Annotated in this window: 31 protein-coding genes; 26 read left to right on the forward strand and 5 right to left on the reverse strand. The window is 33.9% G+C overall.

Annotated features, from left to right (window positions below; genetic code table 11):
• Window positions 1-136 precede the first annotated feature (136 nt).
• Window positions 137-322 (forward strand): hypothetical protein, encoded by a 186-nt coding sequence (locus tag ACX12B_RS08530; protein WP_459353587.1) that lies wholly within the window; start codon window positions 137-139, stop codon window positions 320-322.
• 46 nt (window positions 323-368) lie between these two features.
• Here the strand turns inward: ACX12B_RS08530 and ACX12B_RS08535 are convergent, their stop codons facing one another.
• Window positions 369-2591 (reverse strand): beta-propeller domain-containing protein, encoded by a 2223-nt coding sequence (locus tag ACX12B_RS08535; RefSeq protein ID WP_459353588.1) that lies wholly within the window; start codon window positions 2589-2591, stop codon window positions 369-371.
• Window positions 2592-2710: 119 nt separating this feature from the next.
• Here ACX12B_RS08535 and ACX12B_RS08540 point away from each other — a divergent pair, with 119 nt between their 5' ends.
• Entirely contained in the window at window positions 2711-3421 is a 711-nt protein-coding gene (locus ACX12B_RS08540; protein WP_459353589.1) for an ArsR/SmtB family transcription factor, read from the forward strand.
• Here ACX12B_RS08540 and ACX12B_RS08545 read toward each other — a convergent pair.
• Window positions 3418-3735 carry a nitroreductase/quinone reductase family protein gene (locus ACX12B_RS08545; RefSeq protein ID WP_459353590.1) on the reverse strand — a complete coding sequence of 106 codons (318 nt, stop codon included), beginning with the start codon at window positions 3733-3735 and terminating at the stop codon, window positions 3418-3420. The two genes, ACX12B_RS08540 and ACX12B_RS08545, sit on opposite strands and share 4 nt — an antisense overlap.
• Window positions 3736-3769: 34 nt before the next feature.
• Between ACX12B_RS08545 and ACX12B_RS08550 the strand changes: the two genes are divergently transcribed.
• From ACX12B_RS08550 to ACX12B_RS08590, 9 genes are all read left to right on the forward strand, one after another.
• On the forward strand, window positions 3770-4276 hold the full coding sequence (locus tag ACX12B_RS08550) for a hypothetical protein (protein ID WP_459353591.1): 507 nt from the start codon (window positions 3770-3772) through the stop codon (window positions 4274-4276).
• A gap of 219 nt (window positions 4277-4495) precedes the next feature.
• The gene (locus ACX12B_RS08555) at window positions 4496-5494 is read left to right on the forward strand and encodes an ATP-binding cassette domain-containing protein (RefSeq protein ID WP_459353616.1); all 999 of its coding nucleotides are present in this window, start codon (window positions 4496-4498) and stop codon (window positions 5492-5494) included.
• On the forward strand, window positions 5491-6276 hold the full coding sequence (locus ACX12B_RS08560) for an ABC transporter permease (protein ID WP_459353592.1): 786 nt from the start codon (window positions 5491-5493) through the stop codon (window positions 6274-6276). Before ACX12B_RS08555 ends, ACX12B_RS08560 begins: the two co-directional genes overlap by 4 nt.
• 71 nt (window positions 6277-6347) lie before the next feature.
• Window positions 6348-7922, forward strand: a complete 1575-nt coding sequence (locus tag ACX12B_RS08565; protein WP_459353593.1) for a 6-bladed beta-propeller — start codon at window positions 6348-6350, stop codon at window positions 7920-7922.
• Between the two features lie 142 nt (window positions 7923-8064).
• Entirely contained in the window at window positions 8065-9696 is a 1632-nt protein-coding gene (locus tag ACX12B_RS08570) for a hypothetical protein (protein WP_459353594.1), read from the forward strand.
• A gap of 145 nt (window positions 9697-9841) precedes the next feature.
• Window positions 9842-10471, forward strand: a complete 630-nt coding sequence (locus ACX12B_RS08575) for a DUF47 domain-containing protein (RefSeq protein ID WP_459353595.1) — start codon at window positions 9842-9844, stop codon at window positions 10469-10471.
• A gap of 8 nt (window positions 10472-10479) precedes the next feature.
• On the forward strand, window positions 10480-11466 hold the full coding sequence (locus ACX12B_RS08580; RefSeq protein ID WP_459353596.1) for an inorganic phosphate transporter: 987 nt from the start codon (window positions 10480-10482) through the stop codon (window positions 11464-11466).
• 49 nt (window positions 11467-11515) lie between these two features.
• Window positions 11516-12598 carry a sodium-dependent bicarbonate transport family permease gene (locus tag ACX12B_RS08585; protein ID WP_459353597.1) on the forward strand — a complete coding sequence of 361 codons (1083 nt, stop codon included), beginning with the start codon at window positions 11516-11518 and terminating at the stop codon, window positions 12596-12598.
• Window positions 12598-12900, forward strand: a complete 303-nt coding sequence (locus ACX12B_RS08590) for a DUF3240 family protein (protein ID WP_459353598.1) — start codon at window positions 12598-12600, stop codon at window positions 12898-12900. Before ACX12B_RS08585 ends, ACX12B_RS08590 begins: the two co-directional genes overlap by 1 nt.
• Here the strand turns inward: ACX12B_RS08590 and ACX12B_RS08595 are convergent.
• Window positions 12897-13196, reverse strand: a complete 300-nt coding sequence (locus tag ACX12B_RS08595) for an ArsR/SmtB family transcription factor (RefSeq protein WP_459353599.1) — start codon at window positions 13194-13196, stop codon at window positions 12897-12899. The genes ACX12B_RS08590 and ACX12B_RS08595 overlap by 4 nt on opposite strands.
• Window positions 13197-13236: 40 nt before the next feature.
• Here ACX12B_RS08595 and ACX12B_RS08600 point away from each other — a divergent pair, with 40 nt between their 5' ends.
• The 13 genes from ACX12B_RS08600 to ACX12B_RS08660 all read left to right on the forward strand — a co-directional run bounded on the left by ACX12B_RS08600 (window position 13237) and on the right by ACX12B_RS08660 (window position 23559).
• Entirely contained in the window at window positions 13237-13635 is a 399-nt protein-coding gene (locus ACX12B_RS08600; RefSeq protein ID WP_459353600.1) for an arsenate reductase ArsC, read from the forward strand.
• Window positions 13636-13638: 3 nt separating this feature from the next.
• Window positions 13639-14322 (forward strand): MIP/aquaporin family protein, encoded by a 684-nt coding sequence (locus ACX12B_RS08605; protein ID WP_459353601.1) that lies wholly within the window; start codon window positions 13639-13641, stop codon window positions 14320-14322.
• Between the two features lie 22 nt (window positions 14323-14344).
• A complete protein-coding gene (gene hemL / locus ACX12B_RS08610; RefSeq protein WP_459353617.1) occupies window positions 14345-15622 on the forward strand; it encodes a glutamate-1-semialdehyde 2,1-aminomutase in 1278 nt (425 codons plus the stop codon).
• Window positions 15619-16554: a hydroxymethylbilane synthase gene (gene hemC / locus ACX12B_RS08615; RefSeq protein ID WP_459353602.1), complete on the forward strand. Its 936-nt coding sequence runs from the start codon at window positions 15619-15621 to the stop codon at window positions 16552-16554. The genes hemL and hemC overlap by 4 nt, the downstream gene beginning before the upstream one ends.
• Entirely contained in the window at window positions 16551-17291 is a 741-nt protein-coding gene (gene cobA, locus ACX12B_RS08620) for a uroporphyrinogen-III C-methyltransferase (RefSeq protein ID WP_459353603.1), read from the forward strand. Before hemC ends, cobA begins: the two co-directional genes overlap by 4 nt.
• Entirely contained in the window at window positions 17291-18094 is an 804-nt protein-coding gene (locus ACX12B_RS08625) for a uroporphyrinogen-III synthase (RefSeq protein WP_459353604.1), read from the forward strand. The genes cobA and ACX12B_RS08625 overlap by 1 nt, the downstream gene beginning before the upstream one ends.
• 41 nt (window positions 18095-18135) lie before the next feature.
• Entirely contained in the window at window positions 18136-18300 is a 165-nt protein-coding gene (locus ACX12B_RS08630; RefSeq protein ID WP_459353605.1) for a hypothetical protein, read from the forward strand.
• A gap of 85 nt (window positions 18301-18385) precedes the next feature.
• Complete coding sequence (gene sufB / locus ACX12B_RS08635; RefSeq protein ID WP_459353606.1) at window positions 18386-19786, forward strand: Fe-S cluster assembly protein SufB; 1401 nt, start codon at window positions 18386-18388, stop codon at window positions 19784-19786.
• 24 nt (window positions 19787-19810) lie between these two features.
• Entirely contained in the window at window positions 19811-21211 is a 1401-nt protein-coding gene (gene sufD, locus ACX12B_RS08640; RefSeq protein ID WP_459353607.1) for a Fe-S cluster assembly protein SufD, read from the forward strand.
• Between the two features lie 5 nt (window positions 21212-21216).
• Window positions 21217-21525 carry a Rieske (2Fe-2S) protein gene (locus ACX12B_RS08645; protein ID WP_459353608.1) on the forward strand — a complete coding sequence of 103 codons (309 nt, stop codon included), beginning with the start codon at window positions 21217-21219 and terminating at the stop codon, window positions 21523-21525.
• Between the two features lie 3 nt (window positions 21526-21528).
• Window positions 21529-22773 (forward strand): cysteine desulfurase, encoded by a 1245-nt coding sequence (locus tag ACX12B_RS08650; protein WP_459353609.1) that lies wholly within the window; start codon window positions 21529-21531, stop codon window positions 22771-22773.
• Window positions 22770-23213, forward strand: a complete 444-nt coding sequence (locus ACX12B_RS08655) for an iron-sulfur cluster assembly scaffold protein (protein ID WP_459353610.1) — start codon at window positions 22770-22772, stop codon at window positions 23211-23213. The genes ACX12B_RS08650 and ACX12B_RS08655 overlap by 4 nt, the downstream gene beginning before the upstream one ends.
• A gap of 1 nt (window position 23214) precedes the next feature.
• Window positions 23215-23559, forward strand: coding sequence for a hypothetical protein (locus tag ACX12B_RS08660; RefSeq protein WP_459353611.1), 345 nt, complete (start codon window positions 23215-23217; stop codon window positions 23557-23559).
• Here the strand turns inward: ACX12B_RS08660 and ACX12B_RS08665 are convergent.
• Window positions 23552-24760 carry a phosphoglycerate kinase gene (locus ACX12B_RS08665; protein ID WP_459353612.1) on the reverse strand — a complete coding sequence of 403 codons (1209 nt, stop codon included), beginning with the start codon at window positions 24758-24760 and terminating at the stop codon, window positions 23552-23554. The two genes, ACX12B_RS08660 and ACX12B_RS08665, sit on opposite strands and share 8 nt — an antisense overlap.
• 135 nt (window positions 24761-24895) lie before the next feature.
• Between ACX12B_RS08665 and ACX12B_RS08670 the strand changes: the two genes are divergently transcribed.
• On the forward strand, window positions 24896-25564 hold the full coding sequence (locus ACX12B_RS08670) for a phosphatase PAP2 family protein (protein WP_459353613.1): 669 nt from the start codon (window positions 24896-24898) through the stop codon (window positions 25562-25564).
• Here the strand turns inward: ACX12B_RS08670 and ACX12B_RS08675 are convergent.
• Window positions 25553-25864, reverse strand: coding sequence for a hypothetical protein (locus ACX12B_RS08675; RefSeq protein ID WP_459353614.1), 312 nt, complete (start codon window positions 25862-25864; stop codon window positions 25553-25555). The two genes, ACX12B_RS08670 and ACX12B_RS08675, sit on opposite strands and share 12 nt — an antisense overlap.
• A 137-nt stretch (window positions 25865-26001) precedes the next feature.
• Between ACX12B_RS08675 and ACX12B_RS08680 the strand changes: the two genes are divergently transcribed.
• The coding region (locus tag ACX12B_RS08680) for an ATPase V (protein WP_459353615.1) at window positions 26002-26694 on the forward strand (693 nt) is incomplete at its 3' end.

Genomic DNA, 26694 nt, shown 5'->3' on the forward strand with positions numbered 1-26694 from the left:
CTTTGAATATGCTATAGGTGAAAAAAATGTTAGAAATGGCATACATGGCAGATTATCTTATAACACTATTCAAAGATAAGATACAATATTCATTTGGTAAACATATAGAAAACACAATCAAAATGAGTAGTTAATCATGGTGCTTTTATGGATAGGACTTGGAATAGGAATTCTAATTGCAACATATCTAATTGTAAAAGTGTTAAAAACTCATTCTCATGATGTATTGGGAATTAAAAAACATTGTAACAAATGTGGAAAAGAAACCACTGGAATGAATTGCCCTAACTGTGATGACCAATTCAAATCATTTGGAGTATGACTTATTGATGCTGCATTATTTCAAAATGATGATTGAATCTAAAATTCTATCTAACAGGTTCTAATTCCATTATTGGTTCTTCTAAATAATCAATAAATTTTCCAGTGTTTTCCAACTTAATTGAATTGATTTCTTCTAGATTTTCAAATGAATTCATCCTCAAATATCCTTGAGATGCAGTGTACAACACATCTTCAATGTAGAATGTTCTTGCATCTCCCATTCCATAGTATCTGGAATCGCTGTCTGAATGTGTGATTGTTCCTTTGATGGAAAATCCATTTGAGTCATTTACATCAAAGACATAAAATCCACTCCAACGATTATACTCTGGAGCAAACATCTTTGAAGTGATATGCTCCAAACCTTTTGAATCTCCGCTTATTGGAATTGATAATACATTTCTTGTTTTATCAAAGAAGAATGCCTTGTGATTGTATAGTGCTTCAGAATGACTTGATCTATCTCCAATAACAAAGTCATCTAATACTTTGGGGTTATTCACATCTGCTACATTGAATAATGCAATTTTGACTCCTAATTGCTGAACTCTATCATTACTGTCTACTTTGGTATCCCTTCCTACTCCAATCACATGATCTTCATCAAATGGATGCAAGTAATTTGAGAATCCTGGAATCTTTAATTCCCCTAAGATTTTTGGTGTGTCAGTTGACAAGTCAATAACAAAGAATGGGTCAATTTGCTCAAATGTTACCAAATAGAGCCTGTCGCCCATAAATCGTGATGAAAATATGCTTTCATCAGGTGCAATATCTTCTAGTTCCCCAACTATGTTGAGTTTTTCATCTAAGACATACACTGCATTTGAACGGATTGTTCCTTCATGTTGAATGTAATACTCTATTGTTGTTGCAACTCTGAATCTATCTCCTGATTCATCCATGGAAAATTGGTTCAATAATCTGCCTGGGACTGCTCCCTTTGCAACATATTCTATCTTATCTTCGTCAATTGCAATTTTGTGAATGATTGTCTTTCTATTTTCTTCTTGAATTTTAACATCATATTCATTTAATGCCTCTCTTATTTTTTCAAATAATTTTTCTTTCTCTTTTTTATCCATAGAATTGTAAGAGTCTTGCATTAGTTCTGAAATCTTTGTCCATTGTTCAGAGGAATTCAGTGTTGAATCATTTTGGATATTTTTTATTTCCTTTTGGATATTGTTTGGTAATAATGGTACAATAACATCATAGAATCTGTCTCGTGATGAATTTTCATAATATCCAAATGGCATGTTTTGTTGATAAGTCAAATAGAAATTTTTTTCTGATACATAGAATGAACCTGTGTATCCCATCAAGAATGTCTCAGAGTTTATGGTATCTCCAAAGATATCAATTGCAGTTAGTGTGTTAAAGTTTGAAAATTCCTCAACATTATCAAAATAGAATGCATTTGGAGTCATGATTCTTACTGAATCCTCCATTATTATTGGAAGTCGAGGATTCTGGTGATTGATGTGACTATTTGTTACAAAGTATGCATAGTCTCCAATCATTCTTGCATCTCTGAAATGTCCATCGATGGAATAATCCTTGAGAATGGTTGGGTTTTCTTTGTCTGATATATCTACAATTAGTGCGTGGGTGACTGGATTATAAGATGGTCTTGGAATAAAGTCAAATTGTGGAATTACTTCCTCGTCACTTTGTCCATTGTAAAATATCACTAATCTGTCATTATTGAGGAACATGTTCTGAATGTATTGTGATTCAATGTCTAGTGCAATTTTGAGAATTACTTTTGCATTCTCAGCTGGATATGCGTCAATAATCGAAAGTGTGTTTCTTGAAACAATGTATACATACTTGCCATCATTTTTGAGATAATCTGGTTCATCAACATTTTCTACTTGAACATTTGTTGTTGAATAATCCACTCCTCCATCATCTCCCATGATTTTTGCTTGTGGAGCAGACACTGCAGATTCTGCCCTGTCAAACATTACAGCTTCTTCTACTGCCATACTTCTGATGGAACGTGTGTCATAGAATCCTCCACCAAAAAGTGATGATGCTTCAAGAATTGACACTAGATCTTCTTGTGATGATATTTTTCTAATGTCATTTGTTCCCTTGAAAAATTCTGAAACTGACTTGTCTACATAAACAATTTCAGGTTGAGGTACTTGCACAATTTGTGATTCTTGCTCAAAACCTATTGCATACATGATTCCTGCTGTAACGATTACCGAAATGGCTACTGCAATTGGAATTATTATTTTTGAACTCAATTTTATCATCTTTTTTGTTTCATCAGTTTTAGTGATTACTATTCCTTGGTAGTTTGAGATAAAAGGATTAGTGAAATTGGAATTTTACCAAACAACTTACATATTCCTGATTTACATACTCTATTCTAATGTCTGCTGAAAATCCAGATGATGAACTAACTGAAAAAATCAAAATTCTGGCCACAGATGATGAGAAAATAAAGTCATTTGGAGAGATACTTACGAATGATTCAAGCCGTGAAATCTTACAATTACTATTCAATGAAGAGATGACTGCAAATCAGATTGCACAAAAGACTGACATTTCACTACAACTAGTAAAGTATCATCTAAACAAATTACAAGATTTGGGAGTTGTAAAGATTTCAAAAATTGAAAAAAATTCAAAATCTCAAGATATGAAAGTTTACTCTGCAACAAAATTCAGTATTGTAATTGTCCCACCAAAATTTTCTGAAAAAACCAAAGAAAGTAAACTTTTGGTTCGCTCTTTCAGACATATCTATAAAGTTGCAGGATTTGCTATTGCTACTGGAATTTCTGGAATATTTTCTTTATCTCAATTTCAAGAAAAAACTATTCCAATAGAGCATACAAGACAATTTTCTGCAATTGAAGAATCATCAAAACGTATTGAATCATTTGATGAATCTGTTGTTGCATCTGCACCTATGGCTGAATCTGAACCTCAAGATCTGTCTGCAGGTATGGAAATTACAGAAAAGGTAGTTGATTATGGTGTTTCTGGAATTGATTTGTCCATTCCATTTGTAATAATTACGATAATTCTGGGTGGATTGACTGCTTACTATATTTGGAAACTTCGAAAATCAAACTAGTCTAATGTAACTTCTATTGTAACTCTTTTTTCTTTTGCTCTTTCTTCGCCTGGATATTTTAACTCGGAAATTTTTTTGTTCAATTCCTCATCAGTTACCTCTTTTGCCTGACCTACAAAAACTGAATCTTTGTACTGAATTTTTACAGTAGGATTTGCTAATGCATTTTGAAACCAGTCTCCATCAGGTCTGTGTCTTGAAAAATAGATCTTCCCATTATGGTTTACTGCTCTGAGCATAACTCTGTGTTCTTTTCCTGTCTTTCTTCCTTTAGTTATTAGAATTGGTCTAAACAAATCCTCTGAAATCTTCATGCGTAATTTTCTTCTGTCAAGTAATTTAACCCCATTGATAGAAATTTCTGATATTTGGTGTGATAAGCAAATCTCAACATTTCAAGTCATGTCAGTAAAACTAGAAGGAATGCCATCAAACTTGGCTACTGCAGATACCTTTACTGGAAAAAAAGTCATAGACAGAGAAGGAATAGCATACGGTAAAGTCAAACATATTCACATCAATCAAGATACCCTTACCGTATCTGGTGTTACAATCCATCAAGGATTTAACAAGGATTATTTTCTCTCAGAAGATTATATTGATAAATTCTCTGAAGAGACCCTACTCCTTAGCAGACCTCCTGTACGAACAGGAATTCCTGTAACTGATATTGACCAAAATAAAGTTGGTAAAGTAAAAAGACTGCACAGACATCCTGATACCAATGAATTAGAATCAATCGAAGTATCAGACGGATTGATGCATTCAAAAATTCTATCCAAATCAGAAATTTGGGGAATTGGAGAAAAAGTCATTTTAAGAATGACCAAAGAAGAATTCAAGAATCTTGAATGATTCTTTTTTAATTTCTTTTTTCAAAAATACACTTATTCTGTTTTTTTAGCACAGTTTTCACAAACAGGAATTCCTTCCTTTACTGTAACCTCAACATTTGATGAGTGACATTTCTGACATAATCCTTTCATGACAAAACTCTAAAACCACTCCTTAAATTTTTTTGTGGATTAGAGTAGGATCCTTAGCAATTTATAATTGAAAAATGCGATCTATGTGTTGTATTCAATTGAAACAAAATCATTAACAAAATCATTTGGTGACATAACTGCAGTAAATGACATTTCTTTTACTGTTGAGAATGGTGAGATCTTTGGATTTCTTGGACCTAATGGTGCAGGAAAAAGTACGACCATGATGATTCTGACAACTTTGTTAAAACCAACATCTGGGCAAGCTTTGATTTCTGGATACAATGTAATGTCTGTTCCAAAAAAAGTTCGTCAAAACATTGGATATGTGCAACAAGAAACTACTGTTGATGAATATCTTACAGGACGCGAAAATCTTTTGTTACAAGCAAAACTCAATCACATTCCAAAAAATGAAATTAATTCAAGAATTGATGAGATTTTAGATTTAATTGAACTATCTGACAAGCAAAATGAATCTGTTGTAACTTATTCCGGTGGAATGAGAAAGAGATTAGATATTGCAGGTGGGTTACTCCATCGACCAAAAGTTCTATTCCTTGATGAGCCTACAGTTGGACTAGATATTCAAACTAGGAGGAAAATTTGGGAGTATATCAAAAAGATTCATGATGAATTTGAGATGACGATATTTCTTTCAACTCACTACATGGAAGAGGCTGACCAACTATGTGATCGAATTGGAATTATTGATGGGGGAAAAATTCAGGTAATAGATTCTCCTGAAAACATGAAAAATGCTATGGGAAATGAGGTTATTTCAATTGTAATTGAAGAAAATCATTCTAGAGATTCCTTTTTAGCTGAACTCCAAAAAATAGAGTCTGTAAATAAAATCAATAAAGATGGTTCTAAACTTACTCTCTTTGTATCAAATGGAACCGAAGTAATACCAAAAATTTTTCAAATTTCATCAAACATTGGAATCAAAATCACTTCTATCTCTTTGACTCAACCAACTCTTGATGATGTCTTCATTTCATACACTGGACATGAAATTCGAGATGATGATGGAACATTTAATCGAAAACGAGAACACGCAAAAATGAAGAGGTTACGCGCATGAATACTTTGATGTATGATACCTATACGATTTTTTGGAGAGAACTCAAGAGATACAAAAAATCTCGAAGTGGTGTTTTAATTAGACTGATACAACCTGCAATTTGGATTATAGTTATTGGTAATACCTTTTCAGGAACTCAACCATTAATTCAATCAGTTGGGTTTGAAGGTGAATATATTGAATTTATGGCACCTGGCGTCATTATCCTTACTGCAATTTTTACTAGTATCTTTGGTGGTGTAAACACTTTGTGGGATAGACGTTATGGTTTTATGAATAAAGCATTAACATCTCCAATTTCTCGTTCTGCAATTGCATTAGGAAAAATGTCTGCAATATCGTTAATTGCAGCTCTGCAAGCCAGTTTGATTTTGGGAATTGCTTTGGCAATTGGTGTAACATTTCCAAACCCACTAATGATTGCACCAATTATGGCAATTGTAATTTTGTTTTCTTTAGGATTCTCTGGAATCTCTGTAATGGTTGCAGCCACTGCAAAGTCTCAAGAAACTTTTTGGGGAATTATCAATTTTCTTGGCATGCCTCTATTCATGCTTAGTCCTGCATTATTCCCACTAGAACTACTTCCAAATTGGCTTTCAACTATTGCAAAACTAAACCCTGTAACCTACACTGTCTTGCTTGTACGAGAAATGATGACAGGTGTGTCTGAAGGTGGAGTATCTGTTTTTCTCAGCCTTGGAATCATCACTGTCTTTGTGTTGGTGATGGTATGTCTTGCAAGCTATGTGTTTACGCGTGAAGTAAACAAGCCATTTTGAGATAAAGTTGACAAAAAATCAAACAATTGTTAACTCTGTTGATCTTTGAGAAATTTAGAAATCATTGTCTGTTGAATACAATCCCTGTAATTGTAGCAGTTCTTTCAGTAATTTTACTGTCTGGTACTTTGACTCCCTCATTCGCATTAGGAGATTATGATTTTCTTGATGAATGGGGAGAATTTGGAATTTCAACTCCTGGACATCTTTCCTATCCACAGTTTATCGCAGTTGATGCTGATGGGAATTCATACATTAGTGATTTAGGAAATAAACGCATTCAGAAATTCTCCAGTTCTGGCGAATTTATTCTTACTTTTGGAGAAAGTGGAAAATTAGCCGGCCAATTCCATCATCCTTCTGGTGTTGCAGTTGATTCTAATTTCGTTTATGTTGCAGATCAAAACTTGCATAAAATTCAAAAATTTACTCTTGATGGAATATTTGTAGATGAATGGGGAAAATATGGTAACAATGAAGGTGAATTCAAATCTCCAAAAGACATTGCAGTTCACTCTAATTTCATTTATGTTGTAGATGCTGATAATTACCGAATTCAAAAATTTACTACTGATGGTGAATTTGTATTGTCTTTTGGTTCGGGTGGCATGAATCATGATCAATTTCTTATTTTATCTGGTATTGCCGTCGATGAGGATGGGAATGTCTATGTTACCGACAAAGGAAATCGTAAAATTGAAAAATTCACTTCTGATGGAATTTTGATTGAATCTTATCCACTACGTAGTAACAACCATGTCTTTGCACCTGAAGGAATTATTGTTGCTCCTGATGGAAAGGTATTTGTCATAAACTCTGCAGATAATCGAGTTTTGCATCTTGAATTGGATGACAATCTACGTTTAGATATCTTTGAACAACTAGGACCATTTGGTAATTCTTTTGTTGATCCAACTGATGTTACATTGGGTTATCAAGGTGAATTGTTAGTAGTAGACTCTGCTGCCCATAAAATAAAATCATTTGAAACCCCCTTTTATGATGAAACAAAAATTGTTCAAACAATTGAAATTATTACTCCTGAAATAACGGAAGGCCATGAATTTGATGATATTAATCCTATAATCATGGCTCCTAGTGATATAAAATTAGATGCAACTGATCTATTTACTCCTGTGCCAATAGGTGATGCAGTTGCCCAAGATTTACACAGTGGAATTAAAACAATTTTGAACAATGCTCCTGAGTCGTTCTCTTTGGGTGTAAGTAAGGTAACTTGGATTGCATTTGATAATGCTGGAAATACTGCTGAAGACTATCAAATTATCACAGTATATGCCTGTGGTAATGTGTATTCTGATTATAACATGATAGTTGGAACTGATGAAAATGATGTTCTTCAAGGAACTACTGCTGATGATCTAATCTTTGGATTGAAAGGAAATGACATTATTCAAGGATTGGAAGGAAATGACTGCATCTTTGGTGGAGATGGTGATGATATTGTGTATGGAAACAGTGGATATGATACTATTCATGGAAATGACGGTCATGATATTCTTAAAGGTGATTCAGGATTTGATGTAATTTATGGTGGAACAGGCTCTGATGTACTTGATGGCGGTTCTGAGAATGACAATTGTTATGATTCCCTAGAAAATATCATTCTAAACTGTAATGAATAACTTTTCTTAATCTTTATTCTATTGATTTAGAATATCTTTGAATCTTTTTCCTATATAGAAATACGTTGACTATCTCATGCATTGTTATACAAATAGAGAATGATGATGTAACTTATAATGCAAATTTTACTTTTTCAAATTAATGACTTTTAAAAACGTACAAAACATTGCAGTGTTTAGCATTATTGCAACAATTGCATTTGCATCCTTTGAAACTTCTAATGTCTTTGCAGAAGAAACTAGAGAATACAAAATGGTAGGTGATATTGTACCCGTACTAACTTTTAACTTTAGAGATGGTGTTGAAGTACATACTTTTCCTGTCTTTGATATGGGTGAAAACTTTGTATCCGATTCTGGAGTGTCTTTTTCTGTAGAAGGAACTGTTACTAAATCTCCATTATTACATGAGGCGATGGATGAGGCATACAAATACAGATTCTCAAATGCAGCATATGATTTTCAAATGAAATACTTTGATGTTAATGCTAATTTTATGAAAGACGGTGAGTCTATAGTATCTCTTGATTATCGGAACTGTAGGGTAGATAACTACCAGGTAGAAACTTTAGATTCAAATGACTATGAGAGCTATTTCAAAGAAGTTGGATTTGCAGTTGTTGATAAAATAGACTTTGTATGTAGTGGTGTTAATTCAAATACTGAATTTGTAAAGCCAACTAAGTCACTAACTGATTTTGGTGAATCTGGATTTACATTTGCAAAAGACACCAGCACTTTTGTAACTTTTATGTTTGATCATGGAACAGAAAAAATGGAATTTCCTGTGTTTAACTTGATTTCAGCATATGAAGATTCATCTGAAAATGTTGTTGCAGAATTTAAAGTAGAAGGTGTCCTGGAATACTATCCATTACTTTTCAATGCAATTAATAATGCAAGAAATATTTCTGGAACTTCTTATGCATCAAATGAAGATTTTGATGCTACTGTAGAATTTTCTAATGGTCAAGAAACATTGAGAGGATTTAATTTCAGAGACTGTATTGTTAGTGATGCTCAAATTAATACTGTTTCTGACAAAGAAGAAGGCTTTACTGGAAAGAGTGGATTTGCAGTAGTCCACACTATGAGTTTCACATGTTCTGGACTAACTCCAATCAATATGCACTATGATAAACTAAAAGGTGATGCCCCTGTCTGGAAAATGACTCAACTTTCAAATGTCTATATGGAATCTATGCAAAACACTGATCAAGGATTAGATGTAATTACAACATTTACTTTACCAAGTGGTGTTGAAATAATTGAATTTTCAATGTTCAAAAAAAGTAAAGTGTTGACTTCAACTGAAAATGTTAACAATGAAAATGGCCAAAAAACTGTAGCAGCTGACAAGTTTACACGAAAAACTGTTGCCCCTACATTAGAATTGAGAGGAATTATTGGTGATTATCCAATGCTGTATAATTACGTAGACAAGAATATCAAATATCAAACTGTAAAGGGAACTGCATTAAAAGACCTTGCAGATATTGATGTTGAAATTGTTTCTAACGGTGAGGTAATTCGTGGATTCAATTATTCCAATTGTCGTGTAACTGATTATAAAGTTGAAACCGATCCAAATACTGAGGAGAGCTATGTCAAAAACAAGTTTGCACTAGAAAACATTTTTGACTTTGAATGCCAAGGATACACTCCAAATAATCCAATCTATGATGCAATGTTTGAAGTACAAAAAGGAAATAATCTAAGTTCAAACGATCTTAGAAACACTGACCAGTGGGATCGTGGATTCTACGTAGAGTAAAACAAACTCTTTTTTCTTTTATTTTTCTATTAAAAAAATTTCCATATCTGCGATCATTTTATGATCTGTCATTAATCATGTTTCTATATAGAACAATAGTTTGTATGTTCACTAGCCTTAACTCTAATTTTACATTTGCAAAATCATGGGACAATGGTTATCTTGGGTAAAATCCAATGAAAATGAAATTCTAACAATTCTAAATGACTTGGCATCAAAGGCCGTAGAAACTTCTGAAGCACTGACTGAATATCTAAATGATTTAGGAAATTTGGAAAAAATGGAAAAAGTTCGTCAACTAGAAAGTGAAGGCGACGTTTATACTCGTGAGATTTTTGCAGAATTAAACAAAACTTTCATCACTCCTTTAGATCGGGAAGATATGCAAAGAATAGCATCAAAAATAGATGATGTTATTGATTTTATCGATGGAATTGCTGCTAGACTATACAGCTACAAAATTCAGTCTCCTCCACCATTTACTCAAGTAATGGTTGAAGAACTCTCCAAAGCTACAAAAGAGGTTCAGTATATGGTATCAAAACTAAAACGCATTAAAAATCCACAAGATATGATTGATCACTGTAGAAATACCAGTGTTATTGAGCACAAAGTAGATGATATGTATCGAGATGCAATCCGAGAATTATTCGAAAGTAACGATGCAATCCATATTATCAAACTTAAAGATATCTATGAATCCATAGAAACTGCATCAGACAGATGTGTGGATGTAGCTGATGTGGTTGAAGATATCGTTCTGAAATATACCTAGGTGTTGAGATGTTAGAGATAGCAATTGGCGCAATAATTGTAGCCTTAATCTTTGATTTTGTTAATGGCTTCAATGATTCTGCTAACTCTGTTGCAACTGTGATTGGAACTCGTGTTCTCAAACCTTTACATGCAGTTACCATGTCTGCTGTAGCAAATTTTGTAGGTCCCTTCATTTTTGGTGTTGCAGTAGCATCTACTATTGCAAAAGGAATTGTCAGCATGGATGACATTACAATCTACATGATAATTGGAGGACTTGCAGGTGCAATTACGTGGAGTACTATTTGTACTTACTTTGGATTGCCAATTTCAAACAGTCATTCCCTTATTGGTGGAATAATGGGTGCAGGAATTGCAGGGTTAGGTTTTGAAAAACTAGTTTATGGTGGTTTGACCAAAGTTTTTGCAGGAATTGTTATTGCGCCAATAGGTGGAATAATTTTTGGTTTATTGTTAACTGGCTTAATAATTACTGTTTTTGCAAGTAGACGGCCTGCTATTGTAAACAAAACTTTTGGTAGATTACAAATAATCTCCTCAGGTTGGTTTGCTTTGACCCATGGTGCAAATGATGGACAAAAGACCATGGGAATAATTGTTTTAATTTTAGTCTCTACAGGATTTATGGATGAATTTGAAATGCCTATTTGGGTAATTTTTGCTGCTGCAGCAGCTATGGGATTGGGAACCTTCTTTGGTGGATACAAAGTAATCAAAACACTTGGCGTTAAAGTTGCAAGATTAAGACCCTATCAAGGATTTTGTGCTGAAACGGGTGGTGGCTTAATGCTTGCGATATTTGCAGTTTTTGGAATTCCTGCAAGTACAACCCATGCAATTACTGGAACTATTATGGGATCAGCAGCTGCCAGAAGAAAACGTGCAGTACGTTGGAAAGTCAGTAGACAGATTGTCTTTTCATGGATAATCACTATTCCTGGTGCTGCAGCATTTGGAATCGGCTTTACTTACTTGATTCATCTATTCGTATAGTCATATTCTCTTGGTTTTTATGCAAGCATAATTTGGCTGAAATATCTCCATGGAAATACTAGAACTAATCCAAGCTAATCTTCTTACTCCAATAATTCTCTTCTTCTTGTTTGGAATTATTGCAGCTCGAATAAAATCTGACTTGAAAATTCCTGAAGCAATTTCTGAATTCTTGCCCATCTATCTTTTAGCTGCAATTGGTCTTCATGGTGGAATTGAGATGCGTAACACTGGATTTGAAAACATGTTGGTTCCAATGTTTGTTGCAATTGGATTGTCATTGTTGTTTACGTTAAATCACTATCAAATTCTTAGGCGATTAGGAAAGTTCAATCTCTTTGATTCTTATGCACTTGCATCAACTTATGGTGCAGTAGGGGCTGTACATTTTTCAGTAGGTCTGTCATTTTTAAAAAATCAAGGAGTATCATCTGAAGGATACATTGCAGCAATTCTTGCCGTACTAGAACCTCTTGCATTCATTTTGGCAATATTTATGACCAACATGGCAGTTGCAAAACAGATCAAGGCAAAGAAACAGTCTTTTTCAGATGCTGATACTTCAGAAATCGATCTTGGATTAAACCAGACAAAGACAAAACTTTCCAAAGTCCTACATGAATCCATTACTGGAAAGGCAATAGTAATTCTTCTTGGAAGTATAGTGATAGGCTACATTATTGGCAAGGATGGGTTTGAACCAATTAAGATTGTATTTGATGATATGTTCACTGGAGCAATAGTAATTTTCATGATTGAAATGGGTATAATTGCTGGCCAAAGATTAGATGATATCAAAAAGGTAGGTGTTTTCCTTACTGCATTTGCTATAATCATTCCTCTATTCAACGGAATAATTGGAGTTTTGGTCTCAACTGCATTAGGATTAAGCGTGGGAGGAGCAGTTATGTTTGGATTACTTATGGCTAGTGCCTCATTTATTGCGGCTCCGGCAGTTTTGCGTCACGCCATTCCTCAGGCAAAACCAAGTCTGTATATTACATCTGCTCTAGGAATCACATTTCCATTTAACATCATTGTCACATTACCAATCTTATTTACAATATCTACACTTGTTCATTCTGGTGAAGGGGCGATAGACTTATTCAATTTCATTATGGAGGGATTCTAATGAAACTATACAATGTCAAATTATTGACAATTACTTGTGAAATTTTGGCACAAGAAAATATTATTGATATTCTCAAAAAACATGAAATCACTGGATACACTACTTATGAAGTTGATGGAAATGGTGCACGTGGTTTACGTGGTCAGGGATTAAAAAATGAAAAGAATGTCAAAGTTGAAGTAATCATGCGAGAAGAAAAATTACAAGATGTTGTAGAAGAAATATCTAGAACTTTATTTGCAAATTTTGCTATTGTTCTTTATGTTAGTGATGTTGGTGTACTGCGACCTGAAAAATTCTAACAACAAGAGTCATCTGAACACAAGACTGGTATCTTTTTGCTTGCATTTGTGACATTTGATATTAGTTCTGATAACTGATTGTTTGAAATTGCATACATTGCTTTTTTTCCTTCATCTCTTGATTTTACAATTCCGCATTTTTTGAGTGTCTTGAGATGATGTGAAACTAGCGGTTGGTCTTTTTCTAATTTTTCAACAAAATCATTTACACACAGTTCTTTGTTTTTCTGCAATAAATCTAGAATCTCAAATCGTGTTTCATCACAAATACACTTTAAAAGACTGACACCATTCATATCAATTTAGATTTATATAAACTGCTATTTATGTGATGGTATGGAAAATGTGCTGTTTGTGTGCGTAGAAAATGCAGGCAGAAGCCAGATGGCTGAGGCGTTTTTTCGAAAATATGCTCCTGCAAGGTATAATGTAATTAGTGCAGGTACTACTCCCTCTTCTCAACTAAATCCTACAGTTGTTCAAGTAATGAAAGAAGTTGGAATTGATATGATGCAACAATCTCCAAAAACACTATCTGATGAAATGATTGATACTTCATCAAAAACAATCAACATGGGGTGTATGGATAAAGAATCTTGTCCTGCATTATTTGTAAAAGATGTACTTGATTGGAATATTTCAGATCCTAAAGAAAAATCAATTGATGATGTTAGAGAAATTCGTGATCAAATTTTAAAAAAAGTTTTAGAATTAATTAAATCCCTTGAGAAATAAACCATGACTTATTCTAATTTACAAATTTTTACTGTAGAATTAATTGGAACGTTCATTCTTGTTGTATTTGCAACGGGTTCCATTGTTTATGATGCCGAATTTTTTGATGGACAATTAGGAATTCCTTTTGCAGCAGTTGCACCATTTGTTGCATTACTAATTGGTGTCTATTCCTTTGGAAAAATATCTCTTGCACATTTTAATCCTGCAGTAACTATTGGGTATTACATCACAGGACATATTACAAAAATTCAGATTCTATATTATTTTGCAGCAGAAATTATTGGTGCCTTATTAGGTTCATTGTTTGTTCTCAAAGTTATAGGTGAGAATGCAAATCTTGGAGCAAATGCTCCAAACTATGATTTTTCATTATTTTTGATTTTTCCAGTTGAAGTGTTAGCATCTGCAATGCTTATGGGAGTAATCTTCTATGTGGTATATACAAAAGGATTGAGAGGATTCAGCGGTGTTGCAATTGGAGGAATTGTTGGATTGGATATTTTGTTTTTAGCATTTATTTCAGGTGCTTCCATGAATCCTGCAAGAGCTCTTGCTCCTGCATTGCTATCTGGAACTCTAAGTGACTTGTGGCTATACTGGACTGCTCCGTTTGTTGGAACTATTATCATGGCTTTTCTATTTCGTGGTAAATTTCGAGCCCAAAGAGCCTCAAATTACGAATAATAATGACCAAAAACCCTGTCAAATATTGACAAACTCTAAACTATTCTCAAACGCTAAAAAAGTGACTCCTTCAGGTGTCAATAGTCCTGTTAGATACTTTGAACCATATCCCTTTTTCACAAAAAAGGCAGATGGTGCATACATTTGGGATGCTGATAATAGAAAACTAATTGATTTTTGCAATGGTTATGGAGCATTACTGTTAGGACACAGAAGAAAGGAGATTATTAATTCTGTTTCAAAACAACTAACCAAAGGCACTCTTTACTGTACTCCTACCGAAGCAGAAACTGAACTTGCTAAACTAATCATTGGAAATTTCCCATCAATTGACAAAGTTCGATTAATGAATACTGGTGGTGAATCCACAATGACTGCAATTAGACTTGCACGTGGATTTACAAAAAAGAAAAAGATAATCAAGTTTGAAGGATGTTATCATGGAGCACATGATTCTGTTTTAGTAAAAGCAGGATCTGGTTCAGCACATAATGGAATTTCTGTTTCTGATGGTGGATTAGATGAAGTATCAAAGAACACATTAGTAGTTCAATACAATAACATTGAAGATTTGCAAAAAACAATTCAAAAAAATAAAGATGTTGCAGGAGTAATCGTTGAACCAATTCTTGCCAATATGGGATTGATTCTACCTGAGAAAAATTTCCTATCTGACTTGAGAAAGATTACAAAAGAAAACAACATTCCATTAATTTTTGATGAAGTAGTTACTGGGTTTAGGGTTGCACCTGGTGGTGCACAAGAACACTTTGGAATAAAACCTGACATTACTACTATGGCTAAGGCTCTAAGCAATGGATTTACAATTTCTGCAGTTGGTGGTAAAAAAGAGATAATGGATTTACTATCTCCTGGTGGTAAAGTCTATCAGGCAAGTACCTTTGCTGGAAATCCTGTTTCTGTGAGTGCTGCAATAGCCTCAATTAAGACCATAAACAAACTCAAAAACAAACTATATTCTAAACTTGAGAGATTCAATCTTTTATTTTCAACTGCTTTAGATGATATGGCAACTGACATGGGAATTCCTCACCAAATCAATTTTACCGCCTCAATGTTTCAGATTTTCTTTACCAACAAACCTGTTACAAACTATGAAACATCAAAGAAAGCAAACGCAAAGAAATTTCAAAAAATGTTCAAAACTCTACTTAAAAAAGGAATATTCATTGCACCTTCTCAGTTTGAAGTTGTTTTCTTATCTGATGCACATACAGAAAATGATCTAAACAAAACACTTGATGCATATCATTTGGCTCTAAAATCGGTGAAAAATTGAAGTATGTTGTAGGTGCAAGAGGAAGTCAATTATCAGTTGCTCAAACAAACTTGGTAATTGAGGAATTAAAAAAAGTAAATCCTGATACAGAATATGAAATTAAAACAATTACAACAAAAGGTGATACGGATAGTAGACCTCTATTTACAATAGACCAAAAAGGAATTTTTGAAAAAGAGATTGATAGAGCAGTTGCACAAAAAGAAGTCGACTTTGCAGTTCACAGTCTAAAAGATGTTCCTTCTGAATTAGATGAAAATCTAATACTGGCTTGTATTCCAAAGCGAGAAACAGTAAATGATGTGTTCATCTCTTCAGATGGTTCTTCTCTTGACTCTATAAAGTCTGGTTCAGTAATTGGAACAAGCTCACTTCGAAGAGCAGTACAGGTATCTAGGAAAAGGCCTGATGTTACAGTAAAACCAATTCGCGGAAACATTGAAACTCGAATCAAAAAAGCATCTGGAGAAAATTATGATGCAATTGTTCTTGCAAAGGCTGGGATTACTAGATTGGGTGTTGATGTAAACTATACAGAGTTATCAACTGATGATTTTTCTCCCTCTCCAGGTCAGGGTGCAATCGCTATTGTAGCCCGAGCTGATGATTCAAAAACAATTGAGATGCTCAAAAAAATCGAAGACTTTGACTCTCGTTTAGAAATAGAGGCAGAACGCGCATTATCTGATTTTGTTGATTCTGGATGTAGATTCCCTGTGGGTGCATATGCTAAATCTAATGGCTTAGAAATGACTTTGACTGTAACTGCATTCTCTGTTGATGGAAAACAATCTCTTCATGTAATTAAAACTGGAGATAAAAATAATCCACAAGCTTTGGGTCAAAGTGTGGGAAAAGAACTTCGTGAGAAAGGAGTAAATGATCTTGCATTAAATTGGAGAGAAAAAGTGGAGGAATGGAATAAGACATGACAGGAAAGGTGTATCTTGTTGGAGCAGGACCTGGAGATAGTAAACTGATTACACTTCGTGCAGTTGAATTGTTACAAAAAGCAGATGTTGTTTTGTATGATAGATTAGTTAGCAAAAAAATTATTTCCATGATTTCAAAAAAGACTGAAAAAGTCTATGTTGGTCGTGCAGTAGGCGATGATACCACGCATCAAAATACTACAAATGATTTGATGGTAAAGTATGCAAAATCAAAAAAGAATGTTGTCCGACTAAAGGGTGGAGATCCTATTATTTTTGGACGCGGTGGAGAAGAAGCAGAATTCCTTAAAGAAAACAAGGTAAAATATGAAATTGTTCCTGGTATTACTTCTGGAATTGGTTCAGCTACTTATGCTGGAATACCTCTTACACATAGAAAATATGCCTCATCTGTAGTTTTTGTAACTGGTCATGAAGACCCTGAAAAGAAACAAGAGATTGTAAAGTGGAAACGACTTGCAAAATCTGTAGATACCATAGTAATAATGATGGGTCTATCTCGAATTGATATTATTTGTAAACAACTCATTGCAGGTGGAATGGATAAAAAAACACCTGTTGCAGTAATTCAAAATGGTACTACTCCCAAACAAAAAATGATCAAAGGCACTGTTACAAATATTGCAAAAAAGGTCAAAGAAAATAAAATAACTCCTCCCAGTAACATCATAATTGGAAATGTTGTCACTTTATCAGAAACAATTGGGTGGAAATAATGCTTGATGGAAAAACTATAGCAATTACTCGCTCACGTCATGATGCTGCTGAATTTATTTCACTTGCTCAACAAAACAACGCAACACCAATACCTTTGCCTACTATTGAGCTTGTTAGTAAAGGTGAAAAAATAGTTGATGAATTTTTAGACTCTGTAAAAACTTACAATCCTGACTACTCTGTTTTTATGAGTTCAAAAGCTGTAAAATTGTTATTTGACACAGCAAAAGAATCTGGAAAACTTGAAACACTTCAATTAGCAGTTGCAAATACTGGTGTTATTTCAGTTGGTCCAAAAACTACAATTGCTCTTGAAGCACAAGGAATCAAAGTTAATCATGAACCTGACAAAACCTTCTCCTCTGTAGGTGTTGGGGAATTATTTACACAACTTAATGCAGTTGGGAAAAAAGTTATAGTTCCTAGAAGTGGTGCATCTACTCCCTTTCTCAAAGAATTACTAAACAAAATTGGAATTGATGTCTTTGAAATTCATTTGTATGATGTTTGTGCATTTAGAGACACGTCTCAATGGAATGAGTTTAGAGAACTATTCTCTAAAAACAAAATTGATGGTGTAGTTTTTACAAGTGCTTCTTCAGTTCGAGGATTCTTTGAAATAATGACTAAAGATTATGATGAAAATTCTTTGTTAGATAACCTTGCTAAACTTTCTGTAGTTTCTATTGGCCCATTTACCTCAGATGAATTAAAAAAATTCAAAGTCAAAAACACTGTGGCTGAAGTTCATACTGTTGCTGGTGCATTTGAATCTATGAAAAATACTCTTACTGTTGCATAATTAATGATCAAATTCTAATACTTTGAAATTATTCTCAAATTATGGAATATGAAATTAAAAAGAAGATCCATATCACATGTCCTCATTGCGAAAAAGCAATAGAAACTGAAATTGAAATCGAGCTAGAAATCGAAGAAAAGAAAAAGAAAGACAAGAAAATAGGCAAAAAAGAAAAGAAAGAATCTAAAAAGAAATCAAAAAAATAGCCTCGATCTGATGGCTTTAGCTCTACCTATTTAGCTCTGCCTATTTTTCCTCATGTATTTATAATATAACGGGGTTATTTTGCTCATGGCAACTGAAAACCTTGACATGGATTATTCAAAATATGATTTTAAAGACTCTACAGAACTATACGTCCACCTTAGCAAGAAAGGCCTGACTAAGGAAACTGTAATTGGCATAAGTAAAATGAAAGATGAACCACAATGGATGCTTGATTTTAGATTACGTTCTTTTGAAATTTTTATGAAAAAACCAATGCCAACTTGGGGTGGAGATCTTTCAGTAATTGATTTCCAAAATATTTACTATTATGCAAAAGCATCTGACAAAGTTGAAAAGAACTGGGATGATGTTCCAGAAAATGTCAAAAATACATTTGATAAACTTGGAATTCCAGAAGCTGAAAAGAAATTCTTGGCAGGTGTTGGCGCACAATACGAATCTGAAGTTGTGTATCATAGTTTAAGAGAAGACTTGGCAAAACAAGGTGTTTTGTTTTTAGACACTGATGCTGCCTTAAAAGAACACCCGGAGATTTTCAAAAAATATTTTGGTAAAATTATTCCTCCAGAGGATAACAAATTTGCAGCACTAAACAGTGCAGTTTGGAGTGGTGGTTCATTCATCTATGTTCCACCTGGTGTCAAAGTTGACATGCCTCTACAAGCATACTTTAGAATTAATGCAGAAAACATTGGTCAATTTGAAAGAACATTGATTATTGTTGATGAAGGTGCAGAAGTACATTACATTGAAGGATGTACTGCCCCTGTCTATTCTTCAGAATCTCTTCACTCTGCAGTTGTAGAATTAGTTGCACACAAAGATGCAAAATTAAGATACACTACAATCCAAAATTGGAGTGCTGATGTTTACAATCTTGTAACCAAACGTGCTTATGCATATGAAGGTGCAACAGTAGAATGGATTGATGGAAATATTGGAAGTAAACTAACAATGAAATATCCTGGCGTTTATCTAATGGGAGAACGTGCATATGGTGAAACTCTCTCTATTGCCTTTGCTGGTAAAGGACAACACCAAGATACAGGCGCAAAAATGGTTCACCTTGCACCAAATACAACTTCCAAAGTCACATCAAAGTCAGTAAGTCGATTAGATGGACGTTCCACTTACAGAGGAATGCTAAATGTAGCAAAAGGTGCTACTGGTGTAAAATCTACTGTAAGATGTGATGCATTGCTTTTAGATGATACATCCAAAACTGATACCTATCCTTACATGGAAATTAATCAAGAAGATGCAACAATTACTCACGAAGCTACAGTTGGAAAAATTGGTGACGAACAAATCTTCTATTTAATGAGTAGAGGATTTAGTGAAGAAGAAGCATTATCTCTAATTGTTAATGGTTTCATGGAGCCATTTACAAAAGAATTACCAATGGAGTATGCTGTTGAATTAAACAGACTCATTAAACTAGAGATGGACGACTCAGTCGGATAATCTCTTTTTAATTTTGGTGAAATTATGTCTCAAGAAATCCTTTCAAAACTTAATACCGGTCATATTGATAAAATCTCTTCATCAAGAAACGAACCTGATTGGTTAAAAGACTACAGAAAAAATTCATTATCTATCTACGACAGTTTACCAATTGAGTTATCGCCACTATACAACAAATACACTGATGCAAAAAAAATGGATCCAGAAAAAGTATCTCTTTCAACCTCTACTGCAGAAACAATTCCCAACTTCTTAACAAAACGATTAGGTGAATTAGAAAATGAATTATGCATTATTCAAATTGGAACAAACATTCACAAAATCAACATTCCTGATGAATTAAAATCAAAAGGACTAGTAATTACTTCAATCTCTGATGCAATAGAAAATAATTCTGAATTAGTAAAAAAAGCACTAGAGGCCTCAAAATCTGAAGAGGATAAATTTACAGCACTAAACAATGCTGCCTTTAATTCAGGCATATTCATTCACATTCCACGTAATTTGATTGTCGATAAACCAATTCATTTCTTAACTTGTCTCTCTGAAGATGGTCATTCTACAATTTCTAGAAATGTAATATTTGCAGATGAAAGTAGTAAAGCAACCATTGTACAGGAATTATACTCACCTAATATTCAAACTCAACAAGCATATCTTGAATTAATGAATACAAATCTAGGTGCAAATGCACAACTAGATGTCACAACTCTTCAAATGATTGATCAACATGCTGTGGTCTTTTCAACTAGAAGAACAGATTTGGCTCAAGATGCCAAAGTTAACTGGTACTCTGGGTTATTTGGTTCCATGTTGTCTAGATACAAAATTGAATACTTTCTAAATGGAACTGGTGCATCCTCAAATGATTCAGAAGTAATCTTTGGTAATGATGAACAATCATTTGATATTCAAACTAGTGTAAACCACGAAAGTCCATCTACAGAAGCAAGAGTAGTTGAAAAATCCATTCTAAGAGACAAATCAAAATCTCTTTTCAAGGGAATGATTCGAATTAAAGAAAATGCAGTAAAATCAAACTCATTTTTGTCAGGCCGTTCTATTTTATTAGATAAAGACGCAAAATCGGATGCAATTCCTGGATTAGAGATTTTTACAAATGATGTAAAGGCAACTCACTCTGCATCTGTTGCACAAATTGATGAAGAACAAATCTTCTATCTAAAAACTAGATGTCTTAGTCATGAAGAAGCTGAAAGAACCATTGTTGAAGGTTTCTTAGAACCACTTTCAAGAAAAATGTCTTTTCAAGTTAGAGCATGGATTGCATATCTTATTGAATCCAAATGGGAAAACCGTGAACTCACCATCAATACTGATAAAGAATTAACAAAGTTCGTTGAAGTTGAAGAGACACGTTACAACGAAGATGCAGAAATAGAACAACACTACAAATACAGGTGATTTTTTTGTCTGAATGGATTAAGGCTTGTAATTTAGAGCAAGTAAAAGAAGGTCAACTCTTTGGGTTTGTACATGAAGATAAGAAACTTTTATTGGCAAATCTCAAAGGCAAAATTTATGCAACAGATCTAATCTGTACTCATGCTGATGCTGACCTTTCAACTGGTTTTCTAAGCGATGAAGGTGTTAGATGTCCATTACATCTCTCTGTTTTCAATTTAGAGAATGGTGAACCTCAAAATCTTCCTGCTGAAACTCCTTTAAAGGTATACAATGTTAAAATAGACGACAACGAAATTTACGTGGAGCTTTAAGATATGCAAAGTACTGAATCATCTTTTGAAAGTCTAAGAAAAGATTTCCCAATACTTGAAAGAACTGTTAGAGATAACAAACATCTAGTTTATCTAGATAATGCATCTACTACACAAAAACCAAATCAAGTAATTGATGCCATTACTGACTATTACCAAAATCATAATGCAAATATCCACAGAGCCGTTTATGCACTAGCTGAAGAAGCAACAGAAGCTTATGAGGCCACTAGAGATAAAATTGCAAAATTTGTTAACATTAAAGACCGACAAGAAATCATCTTTGTTAGAGGTACTACTGAAGCAATTAATCTAGTTGCATATGCGTGGGGAAGACCTCACATTAATGAAGGTGACATTATTGTCACTACCGAATATGAACATCATAGTAACATTGTTCCATGGCAACTCCTTACACAAGAAAAACGTGCTAAACTAGAATACATTGGAATGGATGACAACGGTGAATTAATTCTAGATGATCTTGATAAATATCTTGCAACAGGTAAAGTGAAACTTGTTACATTTAGTCTAATGTCTAATGTGCTTGGTACTATTACTGATGCTAAAAAAATTATTGAAAAATGTAAGGCTGTAGGCGTTCCTACTTTGGTTGATGGAGCTCAGGCAGTTCCTCACATGAAAGTTGACCTTGAAGATTTAGGATGTGACTTTTTTGCATTTTCTGGCCATAAAATGTTAGGTCCAACTGGAATTGGTGTTCTATGGGTTAGAAAATCTGTACTCAATACCATGAATCCTTTCCATGGTGGCGGTGATATGATCCGTGAAGTTCACAAATATGAGACTACTTGGAACGATTTGCCTTACAAATTTGAAGCTGGAACTCCTAACATTGCTGATGTTGTTGGATTAGGTGCTGCAATTGATTACCTAACTAAACTTGGAATGGATAATATCCGTGAACATGAAATTGAATTAACAAAATATGCTATTGAAAAATTATCTGAAGTTAAAGGACTTCATATCTATGGAACTAAGGATATATCCAAACGTGGAGGTGTGATCTCATTTAATTTTGCAGATGTACATCCACATGATGTTGCACAAATTATTGATGAAGAAGGAATTGCAGTACGTTCTGGTCATCACTGTGCACAAGTATTGATGGAAAGACTAAATGTTGCAGCTACTTCAAGAGCAAGTTTTTACATTTACAATACTAAAGAAGATATTGATGTACTTGTCAATTCATTAAATACGGTGGCAAAGGTGTTTAAGTTATGAGTAGTAATGCTGACATTTACCATGAAATGATTGTGGATTATTCAAGAAATCCTGTTAATTATGGCGAAATAGAAAACCATGATGTAACTTTCCATGATTCAAATCCCTTATGTGGTGACAGCATTGACATCGATATGAAAATTGATGACAATAAAGTAACTGATATCAAATTCCATGGTAAGGGATGTGCAATTTGTATGGCATGTTCTTCAGTTTTGACTGAAATCACTAAAGGCAAAAGTCTTGATGATGTAAGAAAGATTGAAAAAAATGATGTCCTAAGTGAATTGGGATTAGAACACTTACAAGCAGTTAGAATCAAATGTGCTTTGCTTTCTCTAAAGGTGCTCAAATCTGCGCTTTACACGTACATTGGAAAACATCTTGAAAATTCAGAAGATGTAGATAAATTAAAAGAAGAGGCAGCAAACCTGTACTAGTATGAGTTTCACTCCTACAACACCTGTTGAAATTCAAATAAGAAAAATAATCTTTGAGAAATTCAATGAAGTTGATACTATCTTTACAAATGATTCTATATTTGAAATTCTCAAAACAAATGGTGACATTGATCCTTCATGGATAATTGATGATCTCGAAACTTTTGTCAATGACCTTTGTGATTCTGGTCTTGCAAGAAATGTTGCTCAGAATTTTACTACTATCCATCTCAAACTATTTGATGCCGTTGAAAAACTACATTGTAATGCTTGTAACCAAGATGTCTTTCTTGGAAAATCTGAAGATAGAGTTTGTCCAAACTCTTCGTGTAAATCTACTATTTAGATTGCTGTTTTATTCTAGCTTCTTCAAGTGCTTTTATCATTGGTAATTTTTCTCCTGTAAGATAAAGTACCAAAGCTCCACCTGCAGTACTAATATGATCAATCTTGTCTGCTAAACCTTGCTGCTTTAATGCAGTTGTTAAGTGACCTCCACTAACAATTGTTGTTGCCATTGAATCTGCAACTGCATTTAGGAGTGCTTTTGTACCAAAACTAAAATTCTCTTTCTCAAAAAACCCTGCAGGCCCACTGATAAATACAGTTCCTGCACTTGAAATTAATTTTGAATAATATTCTACTGTTTTTGGACCTAAATCAAAAATCTTATCTCCTTTACCCATCTCTCTTACGTCCATCTCTACTCTTTGACCATCTTTGTTAATTGCAATATCTACCGGTGTTGCGAATACATCTGGATATTCTCCTATCAATGTGTGGGCTTTTGCAACTACTTCTTCTTCTCTTTTTATTCCCAATGGGGATTTGACTCTGGCTTGTGCACGCATAAACACATTTCCTATCAACCCTGTCAGTAAGACATGATCTGCTCTACCATTCTGAATGAGTAATTTGATTGCCTCAAGCCTGTCCGGAACTTTGGATCCTCCTAAAACTATAACATGAGGAGCCTTTGCAACAGTCATGATTTCGTCAAGATTTCTAACTTCTCTTTCAACTATTCTTCCAGCACATGCAGGTAGCACTTGTGGAAATCCAACAATTGATGGATGTGATCTGTGTGCACTAGGAAATGAATCCAATACACATAGATCGAATAGTTTTGCTAATCTGGTTACCATGATTGTTTTTGCTGCATTCTCTGGGGTAAATTCATAATTTTCTTCAGCACACAATCTGAGATTATCTAAAAGTAGAATGTCTCCACTTTCTAAATTTTTAATTGCATTTTGTGCAGCTTCCCCAATAACGTCTTCAACATATTTTATTTCTCTATTCATTAATTTTTCAAGAACTTTTGCATGTTTGTCCATTCCAGTATAATCATTATTTCCTACTCTGCCTTGATGTGATGCAACAACAACTTTGGCTTCTCCTAGTGACTGTAATGTTTCAATGGCTTCCTCGATTCTTCTGGTACCTGAAATCTCCATTGTTTCTGGATCAATTGGACAATTCATGTCGACTCTCAAAAAAACAGTCTTACCTTTTAAGTCAAAATCATCAAGTGTGAGTACCTTCACGCCTTTTCTATTATCCTCTTGGTTAAATTCTTTGAGCCGATCAGAATTATTTCATCAAATACAATTTACAAAATATTGACTTCAAAACTTATCTATTGACAAAAATTAAAAGATGTGTCTATGGAGTTTGATTGATTGCAAAGCTGGCTTTTTGATATCAGGTCCCGTTCATTTGTATTATTGACAATTTTATTTTTGATTTTAACTGGATTAGTATACTCTGGAATTACTGAAAGTTTTGATCAAAATATTATTTCATTTTTCTCTCAAAATGTTGGAAACCCTACACTTGACATCATAATGCAGTATGTTACAGAAAGTGGTGATGTCTTTAACATGCTGGTATTTGGAATTGTACTGTTAATTATTCCAAAAACCCGAAGGATAGGAATTACTCTTATGATATTGATTGTATTGTCTACTCTCCTTACTGGATACATAAAATGTGGGGTTGACCGTGATAGACCTGATTTTGATTATGAAGGTGTAGAATTTCCCGTAGAAATTAGTCGTGATACTTTTGCCCTATTTTGTGAGGGTGGCTTTGATGCCTCTTATCCATCTGGACATGCTGCAAGAGCTATGATATTTGGAATTATCTTGGGATATGCTTTATCTGAAAGATTCCCTAGAGGTGCATATTTGTTGTTTTTGTATCCTGTAATGATCTCTTTGAGTAGAATCTATGTTTTACAACATTATCCGATGGATGTGATAGGTGGAACTGTTATTGGCATCATGCTTGCTGGTGTTATGGCAAATAGAACAAAACTTTACAAAATTTTTGACAAATCAAAAACCTAACTCAGTTAATGCTGAATTACTAATCAAAACTATCGCATAATGTTCATCATCATGATGATATGTCCAATATCTGACATCTCGAATTTCATTTTTTTGTCTTAACCCGTGTGTTACACCTGTAGTGACAGTATATCCGATCCTTTTTGCAAGTTTTGATTCTTTTGGCATCAAAACTCGAAATCCTTCCTTTTTACCTTGAAAGCCAATACTTACCATGTCTTCCACAGCATTTGATGCATCTTTTTCATCTTTGAGATCATATGTTTTTGTAACTGGCAAGTCTTTTGGATGAAAATCCATGATATTAGTCGGATATCTTGACTAATATTTTTTAAAAAAATGATATTTGCGATCATTGTTAGTTAATTTTCTTAACTGGTAAGTCAAATCATGATTATATTAACAACTTAATCGACTCTTTTGATTTGTTTGAATCATTGGCATCATTAGAAAAAACAGTTTTGCAACTGCGTAAAAAACAACAAGAAGCAACTAAACTAAGAAAAAAAGCAGAAAAACAACTCAAAGAAGTTCTTTCATCTCAGAGACGTTCTTCATCTGGTCTTAACTCTATTGATAGAAAAATAGAATCTGAGAAAGAAGATGCTTCAGATGTTTCTAGTGTTTTAAATCAAAAAAATTCTCAATTAGCAAGTATTGAAAGACTAGTTCAGGCTGCCGAAGAGCGTCTAACTAGAGAAAAAGAGGCTATTGAGCAAACTGAACAAGAAATTGAATTTTCTGAAAGTCCTGAAGAAAAGCAGTATGCTGAGTCCAGATTACGCTCATTAAGGGACCATGTTGAAGAATTGACTTCTGAAATTAAAAGTAGACAAAAAACTGCAAAGAAAATTACTGAAGATGTTGCCAAATTTGATAGTATAAAATCAAAAATTTCTACTAAAATCCAAAAACAATCCAAATCAAAACCTTCACTACGTGAGACAATGATGTCTAGTAAGAAAGCAGCAGAAAAATTTGTTAAAGACTTGGAAAGAAAAACAAAATCCGAAGAATCTGCAAAGAAGGCATTAGAGAAAGCATCCTCAAAATTAAAAGAAATTTTGGCTAAGAGAAAAAAATCTCCTAAAAAGAAAGCAACTAAAAAGAAACCAGCAAGAAAAACTACA

This window comes from Nitrosopumilus sp. S6 (genome assembly GCF_054515815.1).

Bases quoted from the DNA above. Each gene is read 5' to 3' on its own strand.
- sufB (WP_459353606.1), top strand. From the start codon at position 18,386: ATGGCAACTGAAAACCTTGACATGGATTATTCAAAATATGATTTTAAA.
- ACX12B_RS08530 (WP_459353587.1), top strand. From the start codon at position 137: ATGGTGCTTTTATGGATAGGACTTGGAATAGGAATTCTAATTGCAACA.
- ACX12B_RS08650 (WP_459353609.1), top strand. From the start codon at position 21,529: ATGCAAAGTACTGAATCATCTTTTGAAAGTCTAAGAAAAGATTTCCCA.
- ACX12B_RS08535 (WP_459353588.1), bottom strand. From the start codon at position 2,591: ATGATAAAATTGAGTTCAAAAATAATAATTCCAATTGCAGTAGCCATT.
- ACX12B_RS08570 (WP_459353594.1), top strand. From the start codon at position 8,065: ATGACTTTTAAAAACGTACAAAACATTGCAGTGTTTAGCATTATTGCA.
- ACX12B_RS08625 (WP_459353604.1), top strand. From the start codon at position 17,291: ATGCTTGATGGAAAAACTATAGCAATTACTCGCTCACGTCATGATGCT.
- ACX12B_RS08575 (WP_459353595.1), top strand. From the start codon at position 9,842: ATGGGACAATGGTTATCTTGGGTAAAATCCAATGAAAATGAAATTCTA.
- sufD (WP_459353607.1), top strand. From the start codon at position 19,811: ATGTCTCAAGAAATCCTTTCAAAACTTAATACCGGTCATATTGATAAA.
- ACX12B_RS08600 (WP_459353600.1), top strand. From the start codon at position 13,237: ATGGAAAATGTGCTGTTTGTGTGCGTAGAAAATGCAGGCAGAAGCCAG.
- ACX12B_RS08605 (WP_459353601.1), top strand. From the start codon at position 13,639: ATGACTTATTCTAATTTACAAATTTTTACTGTAGAATTAATTGGAACG.
- ACX12B_RS08675 (WP_459353614.1), bottom strand. From the start codon at position 25,864: ATGGATTTTCATCCAAAAGACTTGCCAGTTACAAAAACATATGATCTC.
- ACX12B_RS08655 (WP_459353610.1), top strand. From the start codon at position 22,770: ATGAGTAGTAATGCTGACATTTACCATGAAATGATTGTGGATTATTCA.
- ACX12B_RS08580 (WP_459353596.1), top strand. From the start codon at position 10,480: ATGTTAGAGATAGCAATTGGCGCAATAATTGTAGCCTTAATCTTTGAT.
- ACX12B_RS08595 (WP_459353599.1), bottom strand. From the start codon at position 13,196: ATGAATGGTGTCAGTCTTTTAAAGTGTATTTGTGATGAAACACGATTT.
- ACX12B_RS08560 (WP_459353592.1), top strand. From the start codon at position 5,491: ATGAATACTTTGATGTATGATACCTATACGATTTTTTGGAGAGAACTC.
- ACX12B_RS08540 (WP_459353589.1), top strand. From the start codon at position 2,711: ATGTCTGCTGAAAATCCAGATGATGAACTAACTGAAAAAATCAAAATT.
- ACX12B_RS08630 (WP_459353605.1), top strand. From the start codon at position 18,136: ATGGAATATGAAATTAAAAAGAAGATCCATATCACATGTCCTCATTGC.
- ACX12B_RS08660 (WP_459353611.1), top strand. From the start codon at position 23,215: ATGAGTTTCACTCCTACAACACCTGTTGAAATTCAAATAAGAAAAATA.
- ACX12B_RS08585 (WP_459353597.1), top strand. From the start codon at position 11,516: ATGGAAATACTAGAACTAATCCAAGCTAATCTTCTTACTCCAATAATT.
- ACX12B_RS08545 (WP_459353590.1), bottom strand. From the start codon at position 3,735: ATGAAGATTTCAGAGGATTTGTTTAGACCAATTCTAATAACTAAAGGA.
- ACX12B_RS08590 (WP_459353598.1), top strand. From the start codon at position 12,598: ATGAAACTATACAATGTCAAATTATTGACAATTACTTGTGAAATTTTG.
- cobA (WP_459353603.1), top strand. From the start codon at position 16,551: ATGACAGGAAAGGTGTATCTTGTTGGAGCAGGACCTGGAGATAGTAAA.